The sequence below is a fragment of the Streptomyces sp. 4F14 genome (assembly GCF_048159485.1).
Classification (GTDB): Bacteria; Actinomycetota; Actinomycetes; order Streptomycetales; family Streptomycetaceae; genus Streptomyces.
On the sequence record NZ_JBLRVY010000039.1, the window covers coordinates 53,429 to 74,229 of the forward strand.

Consider the following 20,801-nt stretch of genomic DNA (forward strand, 5'->3'; position numbering starts at 1 on the left):
GACGGTGACTAGCGGCCGAGCGACAGCGGGGGCACCCGGTGGACGTGTTCGTACGCGGCGATCTGAGGCTCGGCCCGAAGGCTGCGGGCCACCTCGTCGAGCCCCTCGACGACGTACTCGTGGACGGCCCGCGAGACCTCGACCGGCCAGGAGCGCTCCCCGGCGGTGAGCCGGCCCGCGGCCAGCTCGACCCGCAGGGGCGCCGGTCCGGCCGTCGGCCCGAGGGCGTCTCGCAACTCGTCGAGGGTCTGCGCGGGCACCGTGAGTGCCGCGATCCGCGAGCGCAGGCAGTTGCGGTGGAAGATGGGACCGAAGCTGGCCGCCAGCACGCAGCGGACACCGAAGGCGGCCAGCGCCCAGGCCGCGTGCTCGCGGCTGGAGCCACAGCCGAAGTTGCGCCCGGCGACGAGCACCTGGGCGCGGCGGTAGGGCGCCTGGTTCAGGACGAACTCCGGCCGCTCCCGGCGGTCCGCGGTGTACCGCCAGGGGGCGAACAGCCCGGCGGCCAGCCCGGCCCGGTCGGCGGCGAGCAGTTCCACCTGGGGAATGATCGTGTCGGTGTCGATGTCGTCGTACGGCAGGAAGGCGGCCGTGGAGGTGAGGGTCTCCCAGGTGTCCGTCACAGCTGCTCCGGGCCGATGAGGGTGCCTGCCAGCGCGCTGGCGGCGGCGACCGCCGGACTGGCGAGATGGGTACGGCTGCCGGGTCCCTGCCGACCCTCGAAGTTGCGGTTGCTGGTGGACACCACGCGCCGGCCGGGGCCGACCCGGTCGCCGTTGACACCGACGCAGAACGAGCAGCCGGGCAGCCGCCACTCGAACCCGGCCCGCAGGAAGACCTCGTGCAGCCCTTCCGCCTCCGCCTGTCTGCGCACGGCCGCGGATCCCGGTACGACCACCGCGCGCACCCCGCCCGCGACCGGGCCGTTGCCGGCCACCACCTCGGCCGCCGCGCGCAGGTCGGTGATCCGGGAGTTGGTGCAGGAACCGATGAACGCGACATCCACCGGGACCTCGCGCAGCCGCTGCCCCGGGCGCAGGCCCATGTAGCCGAGCACCCGCTCGAACCGGTCGGCCGGGACCCCGGCGGCGGTGGCGCTGCCCGGTACCGCCCCCGACACCTCGACCGACTCGTCGGGCCGCAGCCCCCAGGTGACCAGCGGGGTGAGCCGGTCCGCCCGCAGCCGCACCGTACGGGCGTACTCGGCACCGGGGTCCGACGCGTACCCCGTCCACCCGGCGTCGGGCGACGCGCCGGCGGCGGTGAGGTAGCGGAGGGTCACGGCGTCCGGAGCGACGTAGCCGATCTTCGCTCCGGCCTCCACGCTCATGTTGCACAGCGTCAGCCGTTCCTCCATCGCGAAGCCGGTCACCGTCGAACCGCCGTACTCCAGCGCGTGTCCGAGTCCGCCGTCCACGCCGAGGGCGCGCACCACGGCCAGCGCGGCGTCCTTGGCGTACACGAAGCGCGGCAGGGTCCCGTCGAGTTCGACCCGGATGACACCGGGGCGGCGCTGGGCCAGGGTCTGGGTGGTCAGCACGTGCTCGATCTCGCTGGTGCCGATGCCCCAGGCCAGCGCCCCGAGGGCGCCCAGGGTGCAGGTGTGGCTGTCGCCGCACACCGCGGTCATGCCGGGCAGGACGGCGGCCAGCTCGGGGGCGGCCACATGGACGATGCCCTGGCTGGGGTCGGCGATGTCCAGATGGGTGATCCCGTGCCGGCGGGTGTTCTCCCGCAGGGCCCGCAGCAGATCGTCACCGACCGGTTCGTCACCGCCGGTGCGGTCAGGGGCGGTGGAGACGATGTGGTCGCTGATGCCCAGGGTGAGTTCGGGCCGGCGCACGGCCTGGCCGCGCTCGTCGAGCCCGGCGAACGCCTGAGGGCTCGTCACCTCGTGGATCAGATGGCGGTCGATGTAGAGGAGGTCCTCGCCATCGGGTCCGCGCCGGATGGTGTGTTCGTCCCAGACCTTGTCCAGCAACGTGCGCGCGCTCATGGCGCCTCCTGTGCGTCCGCGGCGACAGCCGGGGGAGTGCGTCCGGGGGCCGGGCGGCCCCCGGACGGGGACGGCCTACGCCTTCAGCCCGTAGAAACGGCTGGCGTTGCCGCCCAGGATCTCCTTCTTCTGCAGGTCGGAGAGCTGGTCGTGGTCGCGGAGCATGGTGAAGCCCTGGCCGAGCTTGGCCCCGGCGTAGTGCACGTGCGGGAAGTCCGCCGAGCCCAGGATCTGCCGGTGACCGCGTTCACCGATGAACTCGATGAGGTTGTCCTCGTCGCCCTCGACGGTGAAGAAGACCTGCCCGGAGGAGAGGTACTCCTCGGGCGAGCGCTGTGCGGGCCAGATCTCGGCGGTCGGGGTCTTGCGCCACTTCTCGATCCGGTCCAGGAGCGCGGGCAGCCACACCGTGCCGGCCTCCAGGAAGGCGACCCGCAGGGTCGGGAAACGGTCCAGGATGCCACCGGCGAGGAAGGAGAACATCCCGATGGCCATGGACATCTCGAAGTTGAGGACCATGGAGGCCGCGAGGCAGTCGCAGCTGTCCTGGATGCCCTTGAACGCCCAGCCGACGTGGACGCTGACCGGCATGTCATGGGCGGTGGCCGCCTCCCACAGCGGATCCAGGGACCGGTCGTGGAGCATCTTGTGGCCGGCCGCCGGCAGCAGCATGACGCTGGCCGCCCCCAGTTCCTTCGCCCGCTTGATCTGCGCGGCCCCCAGATGGGGGTCCCGGGTGGGGATGAGCGCGCCGAAGCCGAGCCGCCCGGAGGCCGCCGCCGCCCGCTCGTGCATGTACGTGTTCCAGGACGCCATCAGCGCGGCTTCGAAGCGGGGATCCTCGGTCAGCGGGTGCAGGAACAGCGTGCTGTAGACGATGATCTTGTCGAGCGGCACCTGGTCCATGGTGGCCAGCAGTCCGTCGATGTCGGTGAGGGACTGGACCCCCGGCGGCACCGGCTTGGACTTCGCCCAGTCGGAGTTGGGCGGCGAGGCGAAGGCGGAGGGGCCGGGGCCGAAGAACTTCGGCCGCATCTCGCCGTCGACCAGCCATGCCTTGTTGCGGGTGGGGCGGTGACGCACCGCGCCGCCGATGTCGACGATGATCGGCCTGCGGTGCTCGAACTCGGCGTCGATGTAGTCGAAGACCTCCGGGCCGTCCTCCAGGTGGGAGTCCGCGTCGATGAGGAGCGGCCTGTCCTGCACGGGTTCCTCGGCGAGAGGGGTCTCGGCGATATGAGTGGTCATGGAGACGGTGACCTTTCTGCGGGCGTGGTGATGCCTGTCGGGGGTGTGGTGCCGGTCGTCGCTCAGCCGGTGCGGCTGAGCAGCCCGTAGTAGTAGTCCTGCAGGGCCCGCCACTCGGTGATGCCGCGCTCGACGGTCCAGCGGGCCCGGGCCGCGAAGCCGGGTACGTCCTCGGCGTGACGGATGATCAGGTCGCGCGCCCGGCTGGAGTGTTCGACGTCCGCCTCCGCGTGCACGGTGAACCATTCGAGGGTGTGGTCGTCGAAGTGGTGGTTGGTCCTGAGCGCCTGGTACATGCGGCGGGCCGACTCGGGCGTCTGGTGCTCGTTGATGTAGGTGCACATCATGCCGATGACCGGGTGTTCGCCCCGGGCGAGCGAGATCAGGTAGTCGACGAACCGGGTCACCCCGTAGCCGATGTTCGCGTCGTCGAAGTGCTTGGCGTCGGCGCCCAGCGCGTCGGCCAGCCGCTTGATGAGTTCGTAGTGCGGCTCGCTGCCCTCGCCCGAGCTGGTCTCCTCGTCGATCAGCTGGTCGACCTCGTACGCCCGGATGTCCCGGTAGGGGCGGGCGGTGACATGGACGGCGGCGTACACGCAGTTCTGTTCGCGGGTCTGGAAGTACTTCTGCACCGCCCAGTCGCGCAGTCCCGCCTCGTCGTAGTCACCCGCTTCCAGGGTCTTCACGAACGAGTGCCGGGCGTAGCGGTTCTCGTCGATGTAGCGGTCCAGCTCGTCCATGACCGCTTCGGGGTCCTCGGACACGTCACTCTCCTTCGCTGATGGGCGTGGTCAGACGGCGCTCGCGTAGAGCTCCCGGAACGCCGCGTCGTCGTTGAACCGCTGCGGGTCGGGGTCGGAGACGAACCGCTGGTACATGGAGTTGAGCCGGTCCGCGGTGAAGTCCATCCCGAGTTCCGTGAGCCGCATCCGCAGGTTGGCCCGTCCGGAGGTACGGCTGAGGACCACCTCCCGGGTCCGGCCGAACAGCCCCGGTTCGACGTACTCGTAGGTGATGGGGTCGTTGGCGATCCCACTGGCGTGCACCCCGGCCGCGGTGGCGAACGCGTACCGGCCGATCACCGGTTTGTGCTTCCAGATCCGCAGACCGAGCGCGTCCGCGACGTGCTCGCACACCTCCCGCATCCGCCGCGGATCCACCCGGCTGCGGACACCGAGCTCGGCACTCTTGTAGTGCAGTACGGCGGTCAGCTCCTCGATGGCGGTGTTTCCCGTCCGCTCCCCGATGCCGCAGAACGTCGTCTGTACGACGTCGGCGCCGGCGGCGAGGCCCGCGAGGGAGTTGGCCAGGGCCAGCCCGAGGTCGTTGTGGCAGTGCAGGGAGACCTGGACCTCCGGGCCGGTCCAGGAACGCACCGCCCGGACCAGGGCCGCCATCGACTCCGGTGTGGCCTGGCCGACGGTGTCGGGGATGACCACCGTGGTCGCGCCCGCCGAGACGCCGATGTCCACCACCCGGTGCAGGAAGTCCAGACTGCCGCGGGTGCTGTCCTCGAACGCCAGGGACAGGTCGGTGACACCCAGGCTGCGGGCGTAGGCGGTGGCCTCCTTGGTCTCCCGTTCGATCTCGGCGAGGGTCATCCGCCGCTTGTGCTCGGCGTGCACCTCCGACCCGGTGACCAGTACCTCCAGCTGGGTGCGCGGGGCCGTGCCCAGGGCGGCCACGGCGCAGTCGATGTCGCTGACGGTGGCCCGGCAGAAGGCGGTGACGGTCACGTCCCGGGGCGATGCGGCGATCGCGGCGGCGGCTTCGAAGTCCGCCGGGGAGGCGGAGGGGAAGCCCGCTTCGACGTTGTCGACCCCGGTGGTGGCGATCTGCTGGAACAGGTCCACTTTGACCTGCGGCGACATGGAGTTTCCGGGTGCTTGCTCTCCGTCACGGAGGGTGGTGTCGAAGATCTCGATCGTCTTCATGGGAAACCAATCTCGACTGTGAGAGGGGGGCCGGCGAGGACGGGTGAGGGCGGTCAGGGACGGACGTGCCGCAGAAGCCAGGTGTTGATCAGGTCGGCGACCTGAGGGGCGTTGCGCTGGAGCGCCAGATCGTGTCCGGAGTCCGGCACGGTCACCACGGTGGGGCGGGCGGCGGCCGAGTAGTACCGGCTCTCGGCGCGAGCCACCGCGGCGGGGTCCGAGCAGTCCGCGCCGCCGGTGCCGCCGCAGTGCAGTACGTCGTACTCGCCGGTCACGGCGAGGACGGGCACGGTCACGCCCTGGGTGACGGAGTCCTCCGGGGGTGCGGCGGCCAGTTTGCCCGAACCGTTGGACAGGGTCAGGGAGATGACGTCCTTGTGCCGCTCGTCGAATCGCACGATCGCGGGGTCGGCGTTCTCCAGGTGGTAGAAGAAGTCGGGGCGGGCGCCGTCGGCCGTCGTGATGTAACCCGGGTCGAGGGGGCGGTCCGCGAAGCGCGGGTCGTCGGCCGCCACGGCGTAGGTCTCGCGGAAGCGTGCCACCGCCTCGGCGTTGAAGGCGTGCAGCGTCCCGGTGGGGACGAAGGCGTCCACGTCCCGGTACCGGGAGACCTCCAGCCAGCCGGTGCCGGAACCGAGCGAGTGCCCCACATAGACCACACGCCGGAAAGGTGTGCCGGCCACCCGGCCGGCCCGGAGCGCCGTGATCACCTGGTGGAGGGTGTACGCGGCGGCGTCGATGGTGATCCGCTCGCTCGCCGGATACGAGCTGCGCCCCGTGCCGATGGTGTCCACGGCGAACGTCGCGTACCCGGCGGCGGTCGCCCTGCGGACGTAGGAGTAGCGGCCGTCGAAACCAGGGACGTCCCAGTAGAGGTGCGTGTAGGTCATCCCGGGGACGAGCAGCTGGACGGACGACGGCGGGCGTCCTTCGGGGACGCACAACCGTCCGTAGACGCTCTGGTCGGCCGGCCCGCCCGGGGTCAGGGCCACACGGACCGAGCGGTCCGTGCAGACGGGGGTCCGGGCTGCGGTCGAGGAAGCGGCCGGCAGAGCCGAGGCCGGCAGGACGGTCGCCGCCACGAGGCACAGCCAGGTGATCAGGACGACGCGTATCCGGTCCGGCAGGGCCGAGCGTCTCGGGGGGCGACACGAGAGAGATGGCATGTGGCGTACTCCTGGTAAGTGCCCGTCGACAGGGTCGGGATTTCCGCCGCCGTCGATTTCCGTGGAAGAGTTTCAGCCGCCCCAGGCGCTGTCGTCCGGCGCGAGGTGATCGGCGGGTGCGGAAATCGACGGGCACGTGCTCTGGGGGGAAGTGGTGAAAGGCAGACACATGTAGATACGTGCAAACATGAGGGGGGTATCTCCAGTGTGGATGTACGTTGCACGACGTAGAGTCACTGTGACCCGAAAAACCTCGTGTGACGAGTGCCGTGCCAGCTCATTAAGCTGCCAGACAGGAACGTGATGCGGGTACACATGTGAATAAATCGGACCACTCGTCATTATCCCTGGGTATTGAGAGGAATTCGGCGATCTGATGCCCCGCTGGCGGAAGGGCGCCGTTGACCTGCAATGCCGGTGACTTAGCGGGTTCTCGTCAACTCCTTCGCCTTCCGGCCGACCGCATCGCCGCGCTCGGCTACGCGCTGGCGAGGATCCTGGTCCGGGTGGACGAGGCCGGTCCACGCATGGGCTGCTCGGACATCTCGAAACGGCCTCTGAAGAGCGGAGAGAACAGACCGTCGCGCGCGGTGAGTGCACCTGTCTGGCCCCGGTCAGCCGGATATCGGCGTAGGGGAACACCCTTCCTTCTATTCAAAGGTGTTCGAAGGCCATACGGAAACGATGATGCCGGAGGAGCCATGGGCGAGCCGCGTCAGCCGCTGATCGATGACGAGGATCTCGGCCGACAGCAGTTACCCACTGCGCAATTGAGCCCCGAGCCCGATCAAATACCGAGAAAAGCGTTCCCGCGGCCGTTCCCGGGGCCCATCGGCGCATGCTGGAACGCGGCGATGCGGAGTGGAGCCCGGGTGGCAGAAACCCGGATCGGGTGATGGGGGCCGAATCTGGCGGCTTCAGTCTCCGGTCGCCCGGAAGCGGTCGATGGCGGCGATGTGTTGTTCACGCTTGGCGTGGTCCCGCATGCCGAGGAACCGGTAGCCTCCCGCGCTCTGACCGATGATCGTCCCGGCCCCGTCCACAGGCAGTTCTCCGCTCTCGCCGGGGAGGAGACGCCGCAGACCGGGAAGGCGCCCCCGGTCGGCACGAGCCGGGGCGCGAAGGAACCGAGTCTGCCGTTCCTGCCCCGGACCAGGACGTTGCTCTGCTTTCTCGCGGCCCCGTTGCGCGGGACCAACTGCCGGTACGCGGTGGAGTCGACCAGCCCCGGCGAGGCGGCCTCCTCCCGGCTCAGGTGACAGGGCATCGGCGTCAGCCGGCTCGACTCGACCGGAGCCGGTGCCGCGAGGCCGCCGAAGCGTGTCCCGAAGCCCCGGACGCGTTGCTCGGGGTCGAACATCGACTCGCCGTGTCCGTCCGCCCTCTCCGGCTCGGCGGAGAGACAGTGCGCGAGGACCCGGTCGCCCGGCGAGCCTGCCGTAGCGCTCCAGGAACCCGAACGCCGGCAGCGGTTCGGAGATCGAGGACCAGGCGGTGGCGCTGGGTACCGAACCGGCCGCCACCACGATCAGCATCTCGCCGAGATCGGGCTCGGGGGACGGGACGTCCCGTCCTGGACGCGCGGCGATCTGCGGGGGCCCTTGCCGGGAAAGCCGGTGGCTGTCGCGCTCGCGTCGAGTACGGCGCTGACGGTGTCCCGCACAGGAGCCTCCCGTTTTTCGAGCCTTCACGGGTCTTCGGACGTGTCCCGGATGCTACGCGGGGACGGGGGGACGGCGATTGGGACCGGGACCACAAAACTCGCCGTGAGGGCGCTGATGAGGTGTACGCCGGACCGGCATCCGGGCAGCTTCAGTCAGGCCGCCCCCCGTCGGCGCAGCTCCGCCGTACCCGCCCCGCTCTCTCGGGGCATAGCGCAGGCCGTCGTACCGCGGGGACCACCACCCGTTCAACCTGGGCACCCGGACGGAAAGAGCCCTGTCGGTCTTGGGACGGCTGCTCAGAGTTGCCGCCCCGGTTTGTGATTCCAGCGCGATCGGTCAGGGCACGCGGTTGTGTTGACTGTGCGCGGCATCATGCTGAACCTGCGGGTTTCGTGGGCTCGATCACGTGCGGAACGGTGGTCAAGTGGGCACAGAGTCGGAGACGTACCAGCTGGGCATCCTGGGCGCCGGTGTGATGGGTTCGGGTATCGCGGCTCTCGCGGTGGGGCACGGGGTGCCCGTGGTTCTCGTGGACACCGATCCAGGGGTGCTGGCCCGTGCGGAGGCCGCTGTCGCCCACCAGGTGCGGCACGCAGCCCTGCTCGCGGCGCTGCCCGCCGGGCTCCCCCGGGGTGAGCTGTTCCTGAGCGCCTCCGCCGAGGACCTGGCCGGTGTCACGGCCGTCGTCGAGGCCGTCACCGAGGACCTCGCCGCCAAGACGAAGGCGCTGGAGGCCGCCGCCGGGGCGGTCTCCGCGGGCACACCGCTGATGACGAACACCTCCGGGATCCCCGTCGACGAACTCGCAGGCACCCTGCCCCGCCCCGGTGACGTCGTCGGCACGCACTTCATGAATCCCCCGTATCTGATCGAGATGGTCGAGGTGAGCCGGGGACCGCGCACCGCCGGCGCGACCCTCGCGACCACCGAGCGGCTCCTCGTACGGCTCGCGCGGCGGCCCATGGTGGTACGGGATGCGCCCGGGTTCGTCACCAGCAGACTGCTGCACCCGATGATCAACGACGCGATCAGGGTGGTCGCCGAGGGAACGGCCCCGGCCGAGACGGTCGACCTGCTGATGCAGGGCTGCCTGGGCTTCCCGACGGGACCTCTGCGCACGGCCGACCTGATCGGTCTCGACAACCTCGCCGACGCGCTCACCGCTCTGTACCTGCGGACCGGCGACGAACGCGGCAAGCCCTGCGCGCTGCTGCTGGAGATGGTGCGCGCGGGCGACCTCGGACGCAAGACGGGCCGGGGGTTCTACGACTACGGAGAGGGCACGAAGTGAGCGACACGGAAGCCGCCCCGGCGGACGAGGCGGAGATCTCCGCCTCCCTGACGCGCTATCTCCACGAGAGGCTGAAGGTGGCCGTGGCGCCCGAGGACGACCTGTTCGCCGCGGGTCTCGCCAACTCGATGTTCGCCATGGAACTCGTCGTCCACCTTGAGCAGACGTTCGGCGTGATGATCGAGGGCCAGGACCTGAAACTCGACAACTTCCGCAGCGCCCGGTCCATGGCAGGACTCGTCACCCGGCTCCGTACGACCGCGGCCGGAGGAGTCTGATCATGAGCGTCGCCGTCGCCGAGGAGACCGGCGAACGGGCCCTGATCGCCCGGCTCGTCGGTGACCGGCCCGGGGCCTGGGACCTCGCCGGGGAGATCCCCGCGGCGGTGCTGCGGGAACTGGGCGGGCAAGGGCTGCTGTGCGCCCAGGTCCCCGGACGGTACGCCGGACGCGGGTACACCAGTGAGCGCAACGGCGAGCTGACCGCGTACGTCGGCAGCCTGTGCAGTTCCCTGCGGAGCGTCATGACCTCCCAGGGCATGGCCGCGTGGACCGTCCAGCGGTTCGCCGACGCCGGGCAGCGCGAGGTGTATCTGCCCCTGCTGAGCGGCGGCCGGCTCGCCGCGGTCGCCTTCAGCGAACCGGAGGCGGGCAGCGACCTGTCCGCCATCGGTACCCGGATCGTCGCGGACGGGGACGGGGTGGTGGTCGACGGGGCCAAGGTCTGGGTGACCGGCGCGTGCTACGCGGACCTGGTGCTGGTCGTCGGCCGGTATGCCGGCGGGGCCGGTGTCGTCGTCGTCCCCGCCGACGCGCCGGGGGTGCGGATCGAGAAGGTCGCCGACCCGCTCGGCTGCCGGGCCGCCGGACACGCCGCGGTGCGGCTGGACTCCGTACGGCTGCCGTCGTCCGCGCTGCTCGGCGGTGGCGGGCAGCCGCTGTCCCTGCTGGTCACCACGGCGCTCGCGTACGGCCGGATGTCGGTGGCGTGGGGCTGCGTCGGCATTCTGCGCGCGTGCCTGGACGCGGTCGCCGGGCATGCCCGTACCCGGTACCAGTCCGGGCGGCCGCTGGCCGAGCACCAGCTCGTCGTCCGGCACCTGGCCGAACTGCTGGCGGCCGAACAGTCCGCGACCCGCGTCAGCGAGCACGCCAGTCGCTGCTGGGACGCCGGTACCCCCGACCAGGTCACCGCGACCGTACTGGCCAAGTACGTCAGTGCCGGACACGCCGTCCGGGGCGCGGCGTCGGCCGTACAGGTCCTCGCCTCGGCCGGGGCGACGGACGGGCACGTGGTGGCCCGCGCCCACCGCGACGCGAAGTTGATGGAGATCATCGAGGGCAGCAGCGAGATCTGCCAGCTGATCCTGGGGCAGCACGCCCTGTCCCGGTGACACGCACCCAGGAGGACGGGAGACGCCGATGTCCGGGAACACGCCGCCGTTGGTGAAGTGTCTGGTGTGGGACCTCGACAACACCTTGTGGCGGGGCACGCTGCTGGAAGACGCCCAGGTCCGTTTCGACGAGGCGGTACGGGAGGTCGTGGAGCGTCTCGACGAACGCGGCATACTCCAGTCGATCGCCAGCAAGAACGACCACGACCTCGCCTGGCGGCGGCTCGAACGACTGGGCGTCGCCGGCTACTTCGTCGTACCGCAGATCGGCTGGCGGCCGAAGTCGGAGTCGATCCGGCGCATCGCGGAGGAACTCCGGTTCGCCCACGACGCCCTGGCGTTCGTCGACGACCAGCCGGCCGAGCGTGCGGAGGTGGCCTTCCATCTGCCCGAGGTCCGCTGCTACTCGGACGAGGAGGTCCGTTCCCTCCCGGAGCTGCCGGAGTTCACCCCGGCCCGCACGACCGCCGACGCGCGCCACCGGCGTTCCCTGTACCAGGCAGGCTTTCGCCGGCAGGCGGCGCAGGAGGACTTCGCGGGTGCGGACAGCGAGTTCCTGCGCACGCTGGACATGGAACTGCGCGTCGGCCACGCCGGTGCCGAAGACCTGGCGCGAGTGGAGGAACTCACGCTGCGCACCAGCCAGATGAACGCGACGGGCGTGCACTATCCGGACCGCGTGCTGCGCGGGCTCGTCGACGACCCCCGCCATGCCGTCCTCGTGGCCACCCTGACCGACAGGTTCGGGACGCACGGTGCGATCGGCGTGCTGCTGCTGCGGACCCGGGCGCGGACGTGGCACCTGAAACTGCTGGCCACCTCCTGCCGCGTGGTGTCCTTCGGGATCGGCGGTGCCCTCCTCAACTGGCTCGTCGACCAGGCGTACGAGGCAGGCGTGCACATGGTCGCCGACTTCCGCCGGACGGAGCGCAACAGGATGATGGACATCACCTACCGGCTGGCGGGGTTCACCGAGGAGGACTGTTCCTGCCTGGGTCCGGGGAACCTCGTGCCGGGTGCGGAGGATGACGGCGTCGTCAGACTTCACCTCGTCCCCGAGCGCAGGACGGTCCCGGACACCATCAGGCTCGTCGCCCCGTCCCGCCTCGCGGAGAACCACCCGGCTGCCCGGCCGTGAACGGGCGGCTGCGCGGTGCGCGGGGGGTCACCACGTGTCGTGGGCCGGCACGAGGGAGCTGTCGGGGTTCCAGTCGAGGGAGGTGTCCTGGTTGAGGATGCGTAGATAGAGATCGCGCAGGTCCTGGCTCGGCTCGTGGCCGAGCCGCTGTACGAGGGCGAGCCGGGCGCGGCGGTAGACGGCCAGGGCGTCGAGCTGCCGTCCGCACCGGTACAGGGTCACCATGCACTGAGCGGTGATGCGTTCGTGGGGGACCGGGACCTCGGTCAGGGAGACCAGGTCGGCGACGATGTCACGGTGTCTCCCGTAGGACAGCGCGATGCCGAAGAGGTCCTCCAGCACGGTCTGGCGCCGGTGTTCCAGGGCGCGCAGCTCGGGCCAGGACATGCCCGACTCGGCCAGGTCCTCCAGCACCGGCCCCCGGGACAGAGCCAGAGCCGCCCGCAGGGCGCGGGTCGCCGTGAGCGGGGATCCGGCCCGGAATGCCTCCCGGGACTGGCCGATCAGGGTGAAGAACCGCGTGGAGTCGAGCCGCGCGGGGTCGATATGCAGCGTGTAGCCGCCGTCGCCGGTGACGAGTTCGAGTCCGGCGTCGGAGACGGGCGCGCAGTCCAGCCGGGCGCGCAATCGGGCTATCGCCTTGTGCACCATTTTTCCGGCGGTCGCGGGAGGGTTGTTTCTCCACAGGGCGGTCACCAGCCGGTCGGTGGTGACGACGCGGTTATTACGCAGAAGCAGCATCCCGAGGGCTGTGCGCTGGTGATTTCCGGCAAGAGCGATGGGGGTGTTGTCGGTGACTACCTTCAGCGGACCGAGTACAAAAAAATACATTTTTGCTCTTTCGGCTCCTGCTCTTTCGGTCGCAGAAGTGACCTGTCTGGCTACCGGCGGGTTGGGCGAGGTCGGCGTCGGCGGGTTCAGGGTTGCTGTGACCTTCAACTACCCACCGGTCGGGGTCTCCACGCCAGAGGATCAGGGACGGGTGCGCGTTTACGGGCGAGCGTGATGCCGTCGGCCAGGGGGAGGAGCGAGACGTCGACGCGTGGGTCGTGGTGCAGGGCGGTGTTGAGTTCGCGTACGGCTGTGGTGTCCTCGTGCCGGTCGGCGGGGTCGGTGACACGGCCGAAGAGGACGGTGTTGTCGAGGACGACGAGTCCACCCGGCCGCAGGAGGCGGAGGGCTGTCTCGTAGTAGTGGGGGTAGCCGGCTTTGTCGGCGTCGACGAAGACGAGGTCGACGGTGGATTCGCCGTGTTCGTGGAGGAGGGCGGTGAGGGTGTCGTGGGCGTCGCCGATGCGGACGTCGATGAGGTGGTGGACTCCGGCGCGTTTCCAGTACGGGGCGGCGTAGCGGGGCCATTTGGGGTTGATGTCGCAGGTGATGACCCGGCCGTCGGGAGGCAGGGCGCGGGCGAGGCAGAGGGTGGCGTAGCCGGTGAAGGTGCCGACCTCGATGATCGTGCGGGCCTGGACGAGTCCGGCGAGGAGTCCGAGGAGCTGGCCTTCCTCGGGCATGACCTGCAGGGTGTGTCCCATGGGGAGTTCCCGGGTGTCCGACCGCAGGTCGGCGAGGACGTCGTCCTCGCGCAGGGAGACGTCGCGGATGTAGGTGAGCAGTTCTGCGGAGAACTCCGTCTGGTCTGCCACGTACGGGATCCTTCCTCGGGGCGGGGAGCCGGCCGGCCTGCGAGTTATGTGCGTTGTGCAGAGATGATGAACAACTCGCGAACTTGTCTGCTTCGCGGCTCTTCGGGGGTTGTGGCGGGAGTTGGAATGATGTCTGATGCCGTTGTCATATGGGTGTTGGAAATTGTCGGTCAATATTGACCCAGGGGCCTGGTTTGTCGGTCCTGGGTGATGTGTATGTTCACTTCATGCCCTGTGCGTAGCCGACGGCGTGAGGGGGGAAGTCGTGGAATTCCAGGTCCTGGGTTCGCTTCGAGTGCTCGGTGGCAATGGCGAGATTCCGCTTCCCGGCGTAAAGAGCCGTGCCGTGCTCGGATATCTGCTCCTGCATCCCAATCAGGTCGTTTCGAGCAGTGCGCTGACCGCGGCATTGTGGAACGGAAGGGAGCCCGCTTCCGCCCGCAAGATTCTTCACAATTCCGTGATGCAGGTGCGCAAGACGCTTTCCGGTCATTCGACGGACCGGAACGGAGCCGCGGTGGAACTGCTGACGCGGGCTCCGGGATATCTGCTCAAGGTGGGCGAAGAGCTGATCGACGTGACACGTTTCGGCTCGCTCGTGCGGCGCGGCCGCACCTTGATGGCCGAAAGGGCGCCGGAGCGGGCCGCGGCGGCCTTCCGGCAGGCGCTGGACCTGCGCCGCGGCGAGGTGCTGGTGGACCTGGTCGAGGCCGGCATCTCGTGGCCCGAACGGGACGCTGTCGAGAACGCCTGCCTGGACGCCTTCGAGGACTACGCCGAGGCGGAGCTGATGTGCGGCCGGCACGAGGAAGTGCTGGTGGAGCTCCAGAGGCTGACCTTCGCCACGGGACAGCGTGAACGGCTGCTGGGCCTGTGCATGATGGCGCTGGTCCGGTGCGGCCGGCAGGCGGAGGCGCTGGAGATGTACGAACGCCGCAGCGCCGTACTGGAGCAGACGTTCGGCGTCGAACCCGGCCCCGAACTGCAACGGCTGCACCACGCGATCCGTACCCGCGACCCCGTCCTGCTGCTGCCCAGCGCCGGTTCGGGCTGGTGCCGGATCGGCGGCCCCGCCACGGCCCCGCAGCACACACCCCACCGGACCGTACGCGACCCCGGGCAGCCACGGCGGTTGCCCGGCCCCGGGGCGCCGGCTCCCGGACCCGCCGACTGGGTGTCGACGGAACGCAGGCAGGTGAGCCTCCTGCGGGTGCGCGTCCTGTGGCGGTGGAGGGACCTCGACACCCTCCCCGAGTCCGTGGAGGAGCGGCAGACACAGATGCACACCGCCGTCCAGGAGGAGGCCGGCCGTTTCGGCGGAACCGTCCTGTCCCGTACGGGGACCGACTGGCTGGTGGCCTTCGGTGTCGACTCCTGCCGCGGCGACGACGTGTACCGCGCCGTCCTGTGCGCGCTGGCCCTGCGGGCCCGGTTCACCCACGGCGACCACGATGCCGGAATGGCCGACGACTACCCGGCGGCGGGCGGCGGGGTCCTCGCCGTCGTCGCCTCGGGGCTCGCCCTCGTGCGCACCAGGGCCGACGGAGGCCCGCCGGCCGTCAGCGGAACGGCCGGCGAGAGGTGCGCCTTCCTGCTGCCGTACGTCCAGCGCAACGAGATCTGGGTCTGCGACCGGACCCGGCAGGCCACCGAGGCCAAGGTCGTCTACCAGCGCGCGCAGATCCAGAGCGTGGTGTGGAACGCGATCGGCGTCCAGCCCTACGGCCACGACCTGGCCGTCCCGTACCTGACGGTCGGCCGCGACCGGGAACGCACGCAGCTGAACGCGGAGCTGGGCCGCTTCCTCGGCGGAACCGGGTCCCACCTCGTCACCGTCGCCGGAGGCCCGGGCACGGGCAAGACCCACCTCACCGCGCAACTCCTGCGGACCGTCCGGCAACGGTCCGCCCACGAGCCGTCGCCGCCCGTCGTGCGGCTGCCCGCCGTGCTGGACGACTGGTCCCTGGCACACGCCCTGCGGGACTGCTGCGGCATCACCGCGGGCGATCCGCAGGACGCGGCACGGGCGAAACTGGGCCGGACGGTCGCCGGCACGGCCCGCACACCGGACGAGGCGGACCGGACCGGCGCCGCGCTCCTCCCGCTCCTGGAACGGCTGCCGGGCCGCGACCGCAGCGGCGGGGCCCACGCCGACCGGCCCCAGGCCCTGATGACCCTGCTGGAGTCGGTGGCCCAGTCGCGCCGGCTCGTCCTGGTCATCGACGACGTGGAGTTCGCCGACCCCCTGGTCCTGGACTTCGTCGACCGCCTCGCGCAACCGTCCGGCGGCGCCTCGGTGTTCGTGATCGCCGACGCCCGCTACGAGGCGCGGGAGACCCGGCCCTCCTGGTTCGGGAACCGGCGCTACGGCACGACGGTGACCGTGCCGCCGCTGCCGGACCGGCACCTGGACCTGCTGTGGGGACAGCTGCTCGGCCACGCCGGCCTCGTCCCGCGCTCGATGCAGGAGAACGCCGCCCTGGACGACCTGCTCGCCGGGGTGCGCCGCGTGGTCGTCCCGGTGTGTGCGGGCGTCCCCCTGATCGCCCACGACTACGTGCGGTTGATCCGGGACGCCTTCGGGCCCGGCGGCGAGGCCATGGCGGACGACACGCACGCCGAACGCCTCGTCCGCGCCGTACCCCCCACCCTGCGGTGGCGGTCCGAAGCCGCGCTGGACCGGCTGCCGGGCGCCCTGCGTGTCACGCTCCAGGACGCCGCCACCGTCGGCACCGCGGTCTGGGCCGAGGCGGTGGCGGCGGCCGGCGGGCGGGACCCGGAGGAGGTCCGTACCGATCTCGACGAACTGGTGCACCGCGGCTTCCTGTCCGTTCCGGACGGCGACACGCCCTGCCGGCATCCGCACTACGTCTTCCGCGACGCCGTCGACCGCCATGTGGCCTACGCGCGCATTCCGCTCCAGGCATGCGCGGAGAAGAGCGCCAACTACGCCCTGTGGACCGGCGGACACACCCCCGGCCAACGGGCGGAGTTCCTCCGGCACCACGCCTGGGAGAAGGGGCTGCCCCTCCCCGAGCCCGGTGACACCGCCGCGCCCCGGCAGACGGACGCCCCCGCCGACCTGCCCCGCTGGTACCCGCACGAGCTGCACCCCCTGGTCGAGGGACTCAGGGCACTGCTCTCCGACGACCAGGAGACGAAGACGGCGTGTCCGCTTCAGCATGACGCGCCCTGCCCCGTCTCCCCGTAGAGGCGCCGCCAGTCGACGGGCAGCCCGTGCACATAGGCGTCCGCGAGCGCGGTGACGAAGCGCCGCATCCCCCCTTCGCCGCGCCGCAGACTGGCGAGGAGCGACACGGGGATCCCCGCCCGGTCGGCGGTCTCCTGGAGGCCGAGGTTGAGCACCGGCTTCGGACCGCACTCCACGAACGCGTCGTAGCCGTCCGTGAGGAGCGTCTCCACCGTCTCGTGGAAGCGCACCGGCTCCCGGAGATTGCGGTACCAGTAGTCGCCGCCGAGTCCGGCCGGGTCGATCCGCCCGGCGGTGACACTGGAGTAGAAGGCGACGGCGGTGCCGCACGGGCGGGTCTCCTTCGACAGGCGCAGGACCTCGTCCCGGATCGCCTCCACATGGCCCGAGTGGGCGGCGAAGTCGACCCCCGGCAGCCGCCACCGCAGGATCCGGGCGGCGGAGAGATCCGACTCGAACGCACGGAGCGCCTCCAGGTCGCCGGAGACGGTCAACGCGTTCGGGCCGTTGACGGCGGCCACCCACAGCCGCCCCTCCAGGCCCGACAGCATCTCCCGCACCTGCCCGCCGGAGCCCATGACGGTGACCATGGCCCCGTCGCCGCGGATCGCGTGCAGGGCCCGGCTGCGCAGGGCGACCAGCCGCGCCGCGTCCTCCAGCGAGAGCGCTCCCGCCACGTGCGCGGCCGCGACCTCGCCCTGGGAGTGCCCGACGACAGCGGCCGGCTCGATGCCGAACGAGCGCCACAGGGCGGCCAGCGACGCCATCGTCGCGAACAGCACGGGCTGTACGACGTCGACCCGCTCCAGCGGCGGCGCGCTGTCGCAGCCCGTCAGCACCTCCTCCAAGGACCAGTCGACGTAGGGGGCGAGCGCCCGCTCACAGGCGCGGACGCGCTCGGCGAACACCGGCGCCGAGCGCAGCAGGTCCGCGGCCATCCCGGGCCACTCGGTGCCCTGACCGGGGAAGACGAACACCGCCCGACGGCCAGCTTCGCCCGTACCGGTGAGGAGATTGGGTGCCTCCCGGCCGGAGGCGAGCGCGTCCAGTCCCGCCAGCAGCCCTTCCCGGGTGCTGTCGACGACGACCGCGCGCTCCCCGAACGACGTGGCGCCGGCGACGAGCCGTGCGCCGATCTCGGTCTCCGGCGTGGCCGGGTCCGACCGGACCTGCCCGCTCAGCCTGGCCGCCCGGGCGGCCAGACCGGCACCGGTCCTCGCCGACAACACCCAGGCCACCGGTACGGAGTCGGAGTCCTTGCCGTCGGCCTGCTGGCCCATGGATTTCCCCTTCCGTGGCGTGCCGCAGATTCTAGATAACACCGGGCAACTCATAGCTCATCGCAGGGTATGAGTTACCCGGCGGACGACTGATACTCAGCAATTACCCTGTGATTCCTCGACCTCGATCACGGGGTGATACCTTCTGGATCAACGAGCCACTCCATACGTCCGGACCATTTTCCGGATATTGCCACCGGCCTGCGCCAATGCTGTTCCGCAGGTGAAATGGAAGCGCTGGAGGATGCGTTTTGATACATTTACTGCGCCCCCTTGACCAAGACGCGCTGAATCGGTCGGCCGTCGGCGCACCACTGCTCGACCAGGCGATTTCCGTGGTGGGACCGGCAGCGGTGGGCTGGGTCGTGGAGAAGAGCCGGATACTGGTCGACCGGGTCGCCACGAAGCGCGATTTCGGCAGTCTCGGCTCCCACGTCGAGTCGCGCTTTTTCGAGGCGGTCTCCCTGTGGGGGCTGCTGCGGCTGGGCGGTCTGAGCACCTTTCCGGAAAGCCTGAAGAGTGAGATCGGCGACACGGTCCGCAAGAGCGTCGAATCCGGCATGCACGTCGAACCGCTGCTGCGCCGCGTACGCTTCATTCACGCGGAACTCATGCAGGAGTTCTTCGAATTCTGCGCCGCCACCCTGCCCGTGGCGGAACGCCCGGCGGCGATGCAGCGGCTCTCCGCGGAACTCTTCGACGGCATGGAGCGGCTGGTCCTGTTCGTCGGCAAGAACTTCGCCCAGTGCCGGGCGCGCTGGCTCGCCGGAGTCGCCCGAGGGCGGATCACTCTCGTCAACGCGATCCTGGAGGGCCAGCCGATCGACCTGGCGAACACGGTGCAGCGCCTCGGCTACGACCTGACGCTGCACCACGTCGCCCTGATCGTCGCCTGCGAGGAGCCCGTACCCGACCGGGCCGGCGGGCTGAAGGACACGGCACTGAAGCTGCTGGAGGCGGCCGGCTGCTCGTCCACGTTCCTGCTGCCCGTCGGCACCACCCGCCTGTGGGCCTGGGGAGGCCGCAGCACCGCCCGTCCCACGGCATTCCGGTGCATCGAGAAACCGCTCGCGGTCCCCGCCCACATCCAGGTCTTCTCCGGACTCCCGGGCGACGGCATCGCCGGCTTCCGCCAGTCCCACTTCCAGGCGCGCGCCTGTGAACCCCTGGAGACGGTGGGGCAGACCCGGCCCGCCGGCGTCCACGACTACGGCGCGCTGGAACTCCTCCTGCTGCTCGGCAACGAGATGGCGGCGGCGACGGACTTCGTCGTACGGGAACTCGGCCCGCTCGCCACCGACGACAAGGCCACCGCCGCGCTCCGGGAAACGGTCCTGTGCTATCTGGAACAGGAACGCAGCGTGGCCGCGACCGCCGAACTCCTCTACGTCGCCAAGAACACCGTCCTGTACCGCGTCAGGAAGGCCGAACAACTGCTCGGCAAGTCCCTGCGCGAACTGGGCGAGGACCGGCTCCGACTGCACAGCGCGCTCTACCTGGTCCAGAAACTCGGCACCACCATGCTCGTCCCCCGGGAGCAGGAGGCACCGCCCGCCGCCCTCCCCGGCCGCCGCTCCGCCTGACCCGGCACCCGCACCGCCCGCACGGGCGGGACGGGCACCCGCGGCCGGCCGGGGTCACCTCCCCCAGAGTTTCCGGTACCCCTCGCGATACCCCGCCGGATCCCAGGAGGACTCGCCGCCGGCGTTGTCGGCCGTGCTGATGTGGGCGGGGGCGACATAGCCGCTGGCGGGTTCGCCGGAGAAGGAGCGGTTGAACTCGTCGACTATCTGCCAGCCCTGTTCCGAGAGCGGTTCGGGGACCGTCGCCGACTGGAACTGCCTGCTGTTGATGCGCTGGAAGGCGGACGGGTCGCCGTCGCCCGCGCCGATGTTGAACGGGGGTCCGCCGCCCTGCCTGCCCGCCGCCCGCAGCGAGGGCGCGGCGTCGGCGAAGTAGAGGTCGTTGATGGCGACGGAGTGCGTCCACTTCGTCCCGTAACGGGACAGCAGCGCGGACACCTCCTGGGGCGTGCGGCTGCTGGCGTCGGCGATGGGGATGTTGGACGTCGTCAGGACCTTCACGTCGGAGCAGGTGGCGAGTTCCTTCACGATCAGGTCCGACTTGCCCTTGGCGAACGGGATGGAGGCGTCGGTGAAGACCACCACCCCGGCCCGGCCGCCGGACTGGCCGATGACCCAGTCGGCGCTGATCTTCGCGACGTCCTCGACGTTGGTGGTGATGTTGCTGAAGAGCTTGGGGCTGGTGCTGGGGCCCGGCGCGTCCACGGCGTGCCAGCCGATGAGGGGGATGCCGGCGGCGTCGGCCTGGGCGACCTGCTGCGCGGTCGACCTGGGGTCGAAGCCGGACAGGACGATGCCGTCGGGTCTGACGGCGACGGCCTGGCTGAGGGCCGCCTGGATGCCGGCCGGGGTTCCCTGGCCGTCGATGATCCGTACGTTCCAGCCGATGGCCCTGGCGGCCTCCCGCACGCCGTCGGCGGTGCCCGCGACGCCGGGGTTGGTCATGCTCTGGGCCACGTAGACGATGTTCTTGCCGGACACCGCCTTGGGGCCGGTGGCCGGGCCGTTCCAGGGGGCGTCGACGTCTTCGGCCGCCTTGACGGCGGCCCTGGCTTCGGCGAGTACGGCCGGGCAGCCGGCCTTCGCGGAGGACGTGGTGCCGGTTGCGGCGGCTTCCGAGCCGCGAGTGCAGCCCGAGGCGAAGGCGGTGACCACGGCGAAGGCGGCGATGGCCCTCAGTGGTACCGCGCGGGCGACCTGATGGGTCACGGCGAGGCTCCTTGCTGACATACGGGGGGGGAGGGAATGGGT

General features: G+C 70.6%; 17 protein-coding genes and 1 pseudogene. 6 read left to right on the forward strand and 12 right to left on the reverse strand.

Going from position 1 to position 20,801, the window contains the following annotated elements; all coding sequences use genetic code 11:
• Positions 1-8: 8 nt before the first annotated feature.
• The 7 genes and pseudogenes from leuD to ACLZOT_RS43975 all read right to left on the reverse strand — a co-directional run.
• Positions 9-623, reverse strand: a complete 615-nt coding sequence (gene leuD / locus ACLZOT_RS43945; protein ID WP_416974858.1) for a 3-isopropylmalate dehydratase small subunit — start codon at positions 621-623, stop codon at positions 9-11.
• A complete protein-coding gene (locus ACLZOT_RS43950) occupies positions 620-1,996 on the reverse strand; it encodes a 3-isopropylmalate dehydratase large subunit (RefSeq protein WP_416974859.1) in 1,377 nt (458 codons plus the stop codon). The genes leuD and ACLZOT_RS43950 overlap by 4 nt, the downstream gene beginning before the upstream one ends.
• 75 nt (positions 1,997-2,071) lie before the next feature.
• On the reverse strand, positions 2,072-3,244 hold the full coding sequence (locus ACLZOT_RS43955; RefSeq protein ID WP_416974860.1) for an amidohydrolase family protein: 1,173 nt from the start codon (positions 3,242-3,244) through the stop codon (positions 2,072-2,074).
• A gap of 62 nt (positions 3,245-3,306) precedes the next feature.
• A complete protein-coding gene (locus tag ACLZOT_RS43960) occupies positions 3,307-4,008 on the reverse strand; it encodes a TenA family transcriptional regulator (RefSeq protein ID WP_416974861.1) in 702 nt (233 codons plus the stop codon).
• 27 nt (positions 4,009-4,035) lie between these two features.
• A complete protein-coding gene (locus tag ACLZOT_RS43965; protein ID WP_416974862.1) occupies positions 4,036-5,178 on the reverse strand; it encodes a LeuA family protein in 1,143 nt (380 codons plus the stop codon).
• A 53-nt stretch (positions 5,179-5,231) separates the two neighbouring features.
• Positions 5,232-6,344, reverse strand: a complete 1,113-nt coding sequence (locus tag ACLZOT_RS43970) for an alpha/beta hydrolase (RefSeq protein ID WP_416974863.1) — start codon at positions 6,342-6,344, stop codon at positions 5,232-5,234.
• 992 nt (positions 6,345-7,336) lie between these two features.
• Positions 7,337-7,912, reverse strand: a pseudogene (locus ACLZOT_RS43975) (crotonyl-CoA carboxylase/reductase); the annotation flags it as partial.
• A gap of 520 nt (positions 7,913-8,432) precedes the next feature.
• On the opposite strand from ACLZOT_RS43975, the gene ACLZOT_RS43980 reads away from it, so the two are divergent.
• The 4 genes from ACLZOT_RS43980 to ACLZOT_RS43995 are packed head-to-tail and all read left to right on the forward strand — an operon-like array spanning position 8,433 to position 11,830.
• Positions 8,433-9,299, forward strand: coding sequence for a 3-hydroxyacyl-CoA dehydrogenase family protein (locus ACLZOT_RS43980; protein ID WP_416974864.1), 867 nt, complete (start codon positions 8,433-8,435; stop codon positions 9,297-9,299).
• Complete coding sequence (locus ACLZOT_RS43985) at positions 9,296-9,577, forward strand: acyl carrier protein (protein ID WP_416974865.1); 282 nt, start codon at positions 9,296-9,298, stop codon at positions 9,575-9,577. Before ACLZOT_RS43980 ends, ACLZOT_RS43985 begins: the two co-directional genes overlap by 4 nt.
• A 2-nt stretch (positions 9,578-9,579) precedes the next feature.
• Positions 9,580-10,692: an acyl-CoA dehydrogenase family protein gene (locus tag ACLZOT_RS43990; protein ID WP_416974866.1), complete on the forward strand. Its 1,113-nt coding sequence runs from the start codon at positions 9,580-9,582 to the stop codon at positions 10,690-10,692.
• A gap of 28 nt (positions 10,693-10,720) precedes the next feature.
• Positions 10,721-11,830 (forward strand): HAD-IIIC family phosphatase, encoded by a 1,110-nt coding sequence (locus ACLZOT_RS43995; RefSeq protein WP_416974867.1) that lies wholly within the window; start codon positions 10,721-10,723, stop codon positions 11,828-11,830.
• A 27-nt stretch (positions 11,831-11,857) separates the two neighbouring features.
• Here ACLZOT_RS43995 and ACLZOT_RS44000 read toward each other — a convergent pair whose 3' ends face one another.
• The 3 genes from ACLZOT_RS44000 to ACLZOT_RS44010 all read right to left on the reverse strand — a co-directional run bounded on the left by ACLZOT_RS44000 (position 11,858) and on the right by ACLZOT_RS44010 (position 13,846).
• Entirely contained in the window at positions 11,858-12,661 is an 804-nt protein-coding gene (locus ACLZOT_RS44000) for an AfsR/SARP family transcriptional regulator (RefSeq protein WP_416974868.1), read from the reverse strand.
• A gap of 104 nt (positions 12,662-12,765) precedes the next feature.
• Entirely contained in the window at positions 12,766-13,476 is a 711-nt protein-coding gene (locus tag ACLZOT_RS44005; RefSeq protein WP_416974869.1) for an O-methyltransferase, read from the reverse strand.
• Between the two features lie 220 nt (positions 13,477-13,696).
• Positions 13,697-13,846, reverse strand: coding sequence for a hypothetical protein (locus tag ACLZOT_RS44010; protein WP_416974870.1), 150 nt, complete (start codon positions 13,844-13,846; stop codon positions 13,697-13,699).
• Positions 13,847-13,993: 147 nt separating this feature from the next.
• Here ACLZOT_RS44010 and ACLZOT_RS44015 point away from each other — a divergent pair, with 147 nt between their 5' ends.
• Positions 13,994-16,687, forward strand: a complete 2,694-nt coding sequence (locus ACLZOT_RS44015; RefSeq protein ID WP_416974871.1) for a BTAD domain-containing putative transcriptional regulator — start codon at positions 13,994-13,996, stop codon at positions 16,685-16,687.
• On the opposite strand, the gene ACLZOT_RS44020 is transcribed toward ACLZOT_RS44015, so the two are convergent.
• Positions 16,654-17,967: an acyltransferase domain-containing protein gene (locus ACLZOT_RS44020; RefSeq protein WP_416974872.1), complete on the reverse strand. Its 1,314-nt coding sequence runs from the start codon at positions 17,965-17,967 to the stop codon at positions 16,654-16,656. The two genes, ACLZOT_RS44015 and ACLZOT_RS44020, sit on opposite strands and share 34 nt — an antisense overlap.
• A gap of 335 nt (positions 17,968-18,302) precedes the next feature.
• Here ACLZOT_RS44020 and ACLZOT_RS44025 point away from each other — a divergent pair, with 335 nt between their 5' ends.
• A complete protein-coding gene (locus ACLZOT_RS44025) occupies positions 18,303-19,550 on the forward strand; it encodes a PucR family transcriptional regulator (protein ID WP_416974873.1) in 1,248 nt (415 codons plus the stop codon).
• A 54-nt stretch (positions 19,551-19,604) separates the two neighbouring features.
• Here ACLZOT_RS44025 and ACLZOT_RS44030 read toward each other — a convergent pair whose 3' ends face one another.
• On the reverse strand, positions 19,605-20,720 hold the full coding sequence (locus tag ACLZOT_RS44030) for a substrate-binding domain-containing protein (RefSeq protein ID WP_416974892.1): 1,116 nt from the start codon (positions 20,718-20,720) through the stop codon (positions 19,605-19,607).
• Positions 20,721-20,801 lie beyond the last annotated feature (81 nt).

What these genes read in the sequence shown, in the direction of transcription:
- ACLZOT_RS43965 (WP_416974862.1), bottom strand. Translation starts at nt 5,178, where the DNA reads ATGAAGACGATCGAGATCTTCGACACCACCCTCCGTGACGGAGAGCAA.
- ACLZOT_RS43970 (WP_416974863.1), bottom strand. Translation starts at nt 6,344, where the DNA reads ATGCCATCTCTCTCGTGTCGCCCCCCGAGACGCTCGGCCCTGCCGGAC.
- ACLZOT_RS44010 (WP_416974870.1), bottom strand. Translation starts at nt 13,846, where the DNA reads ATGCAGGAGCAGATATCCGAGCACGGCACGGCTCTTTACGCCGGGAAG.
- ACLZOT_RS43990 (WP_416974866.1), top strand. Translation starts at nt 9,580, where the DNA reads ATGAGCGTCGCCGTCGCCGAGGAGACCGGCGAACGGGCCCTGATCGCC.
- ACLZOT_RS43995 (WP_416974867.1), top strand. Translation starts at nt 10,721, where the DNA reads ATGTCCGGGAACACGCCGCCGTTGGTGAAGTGTCTGGTGTGGGACCTC.
- ACLZOT_RS44020 (WP_416974872.1), bottom strand. Translation starts at nt 17,967, where the DNA reads ATGGGCCAGCAGGCCGACGGCAAGGACTCCGACTCCGTACCGGTGGCC.
- ACLZOT_RS43955 (WP_416974860.1), bottom strand. Translation starts at nt 3,244, where the DNA reads ATGACCACTCATATCGCCGAGACCCCTCTCGCCGAGGAACCCGTGCAG.
- ACLZOT_RS44000 (WP_416974868.1), bottom strand. Translation starts at nt 12,661, where the DNA reads ATGTATTTTTTTGTACTCGGTCCGCTGAAGGTAGTCACCGACAACACC.
- ACLZOT_RS43950 (WP_416974859.1), bottom strand. Translation starts at nt 1,996, where the DNA reads ATGAGCGCGCGCACGTTGCTGGACAAGGTCTGGGACGAACACACCATC.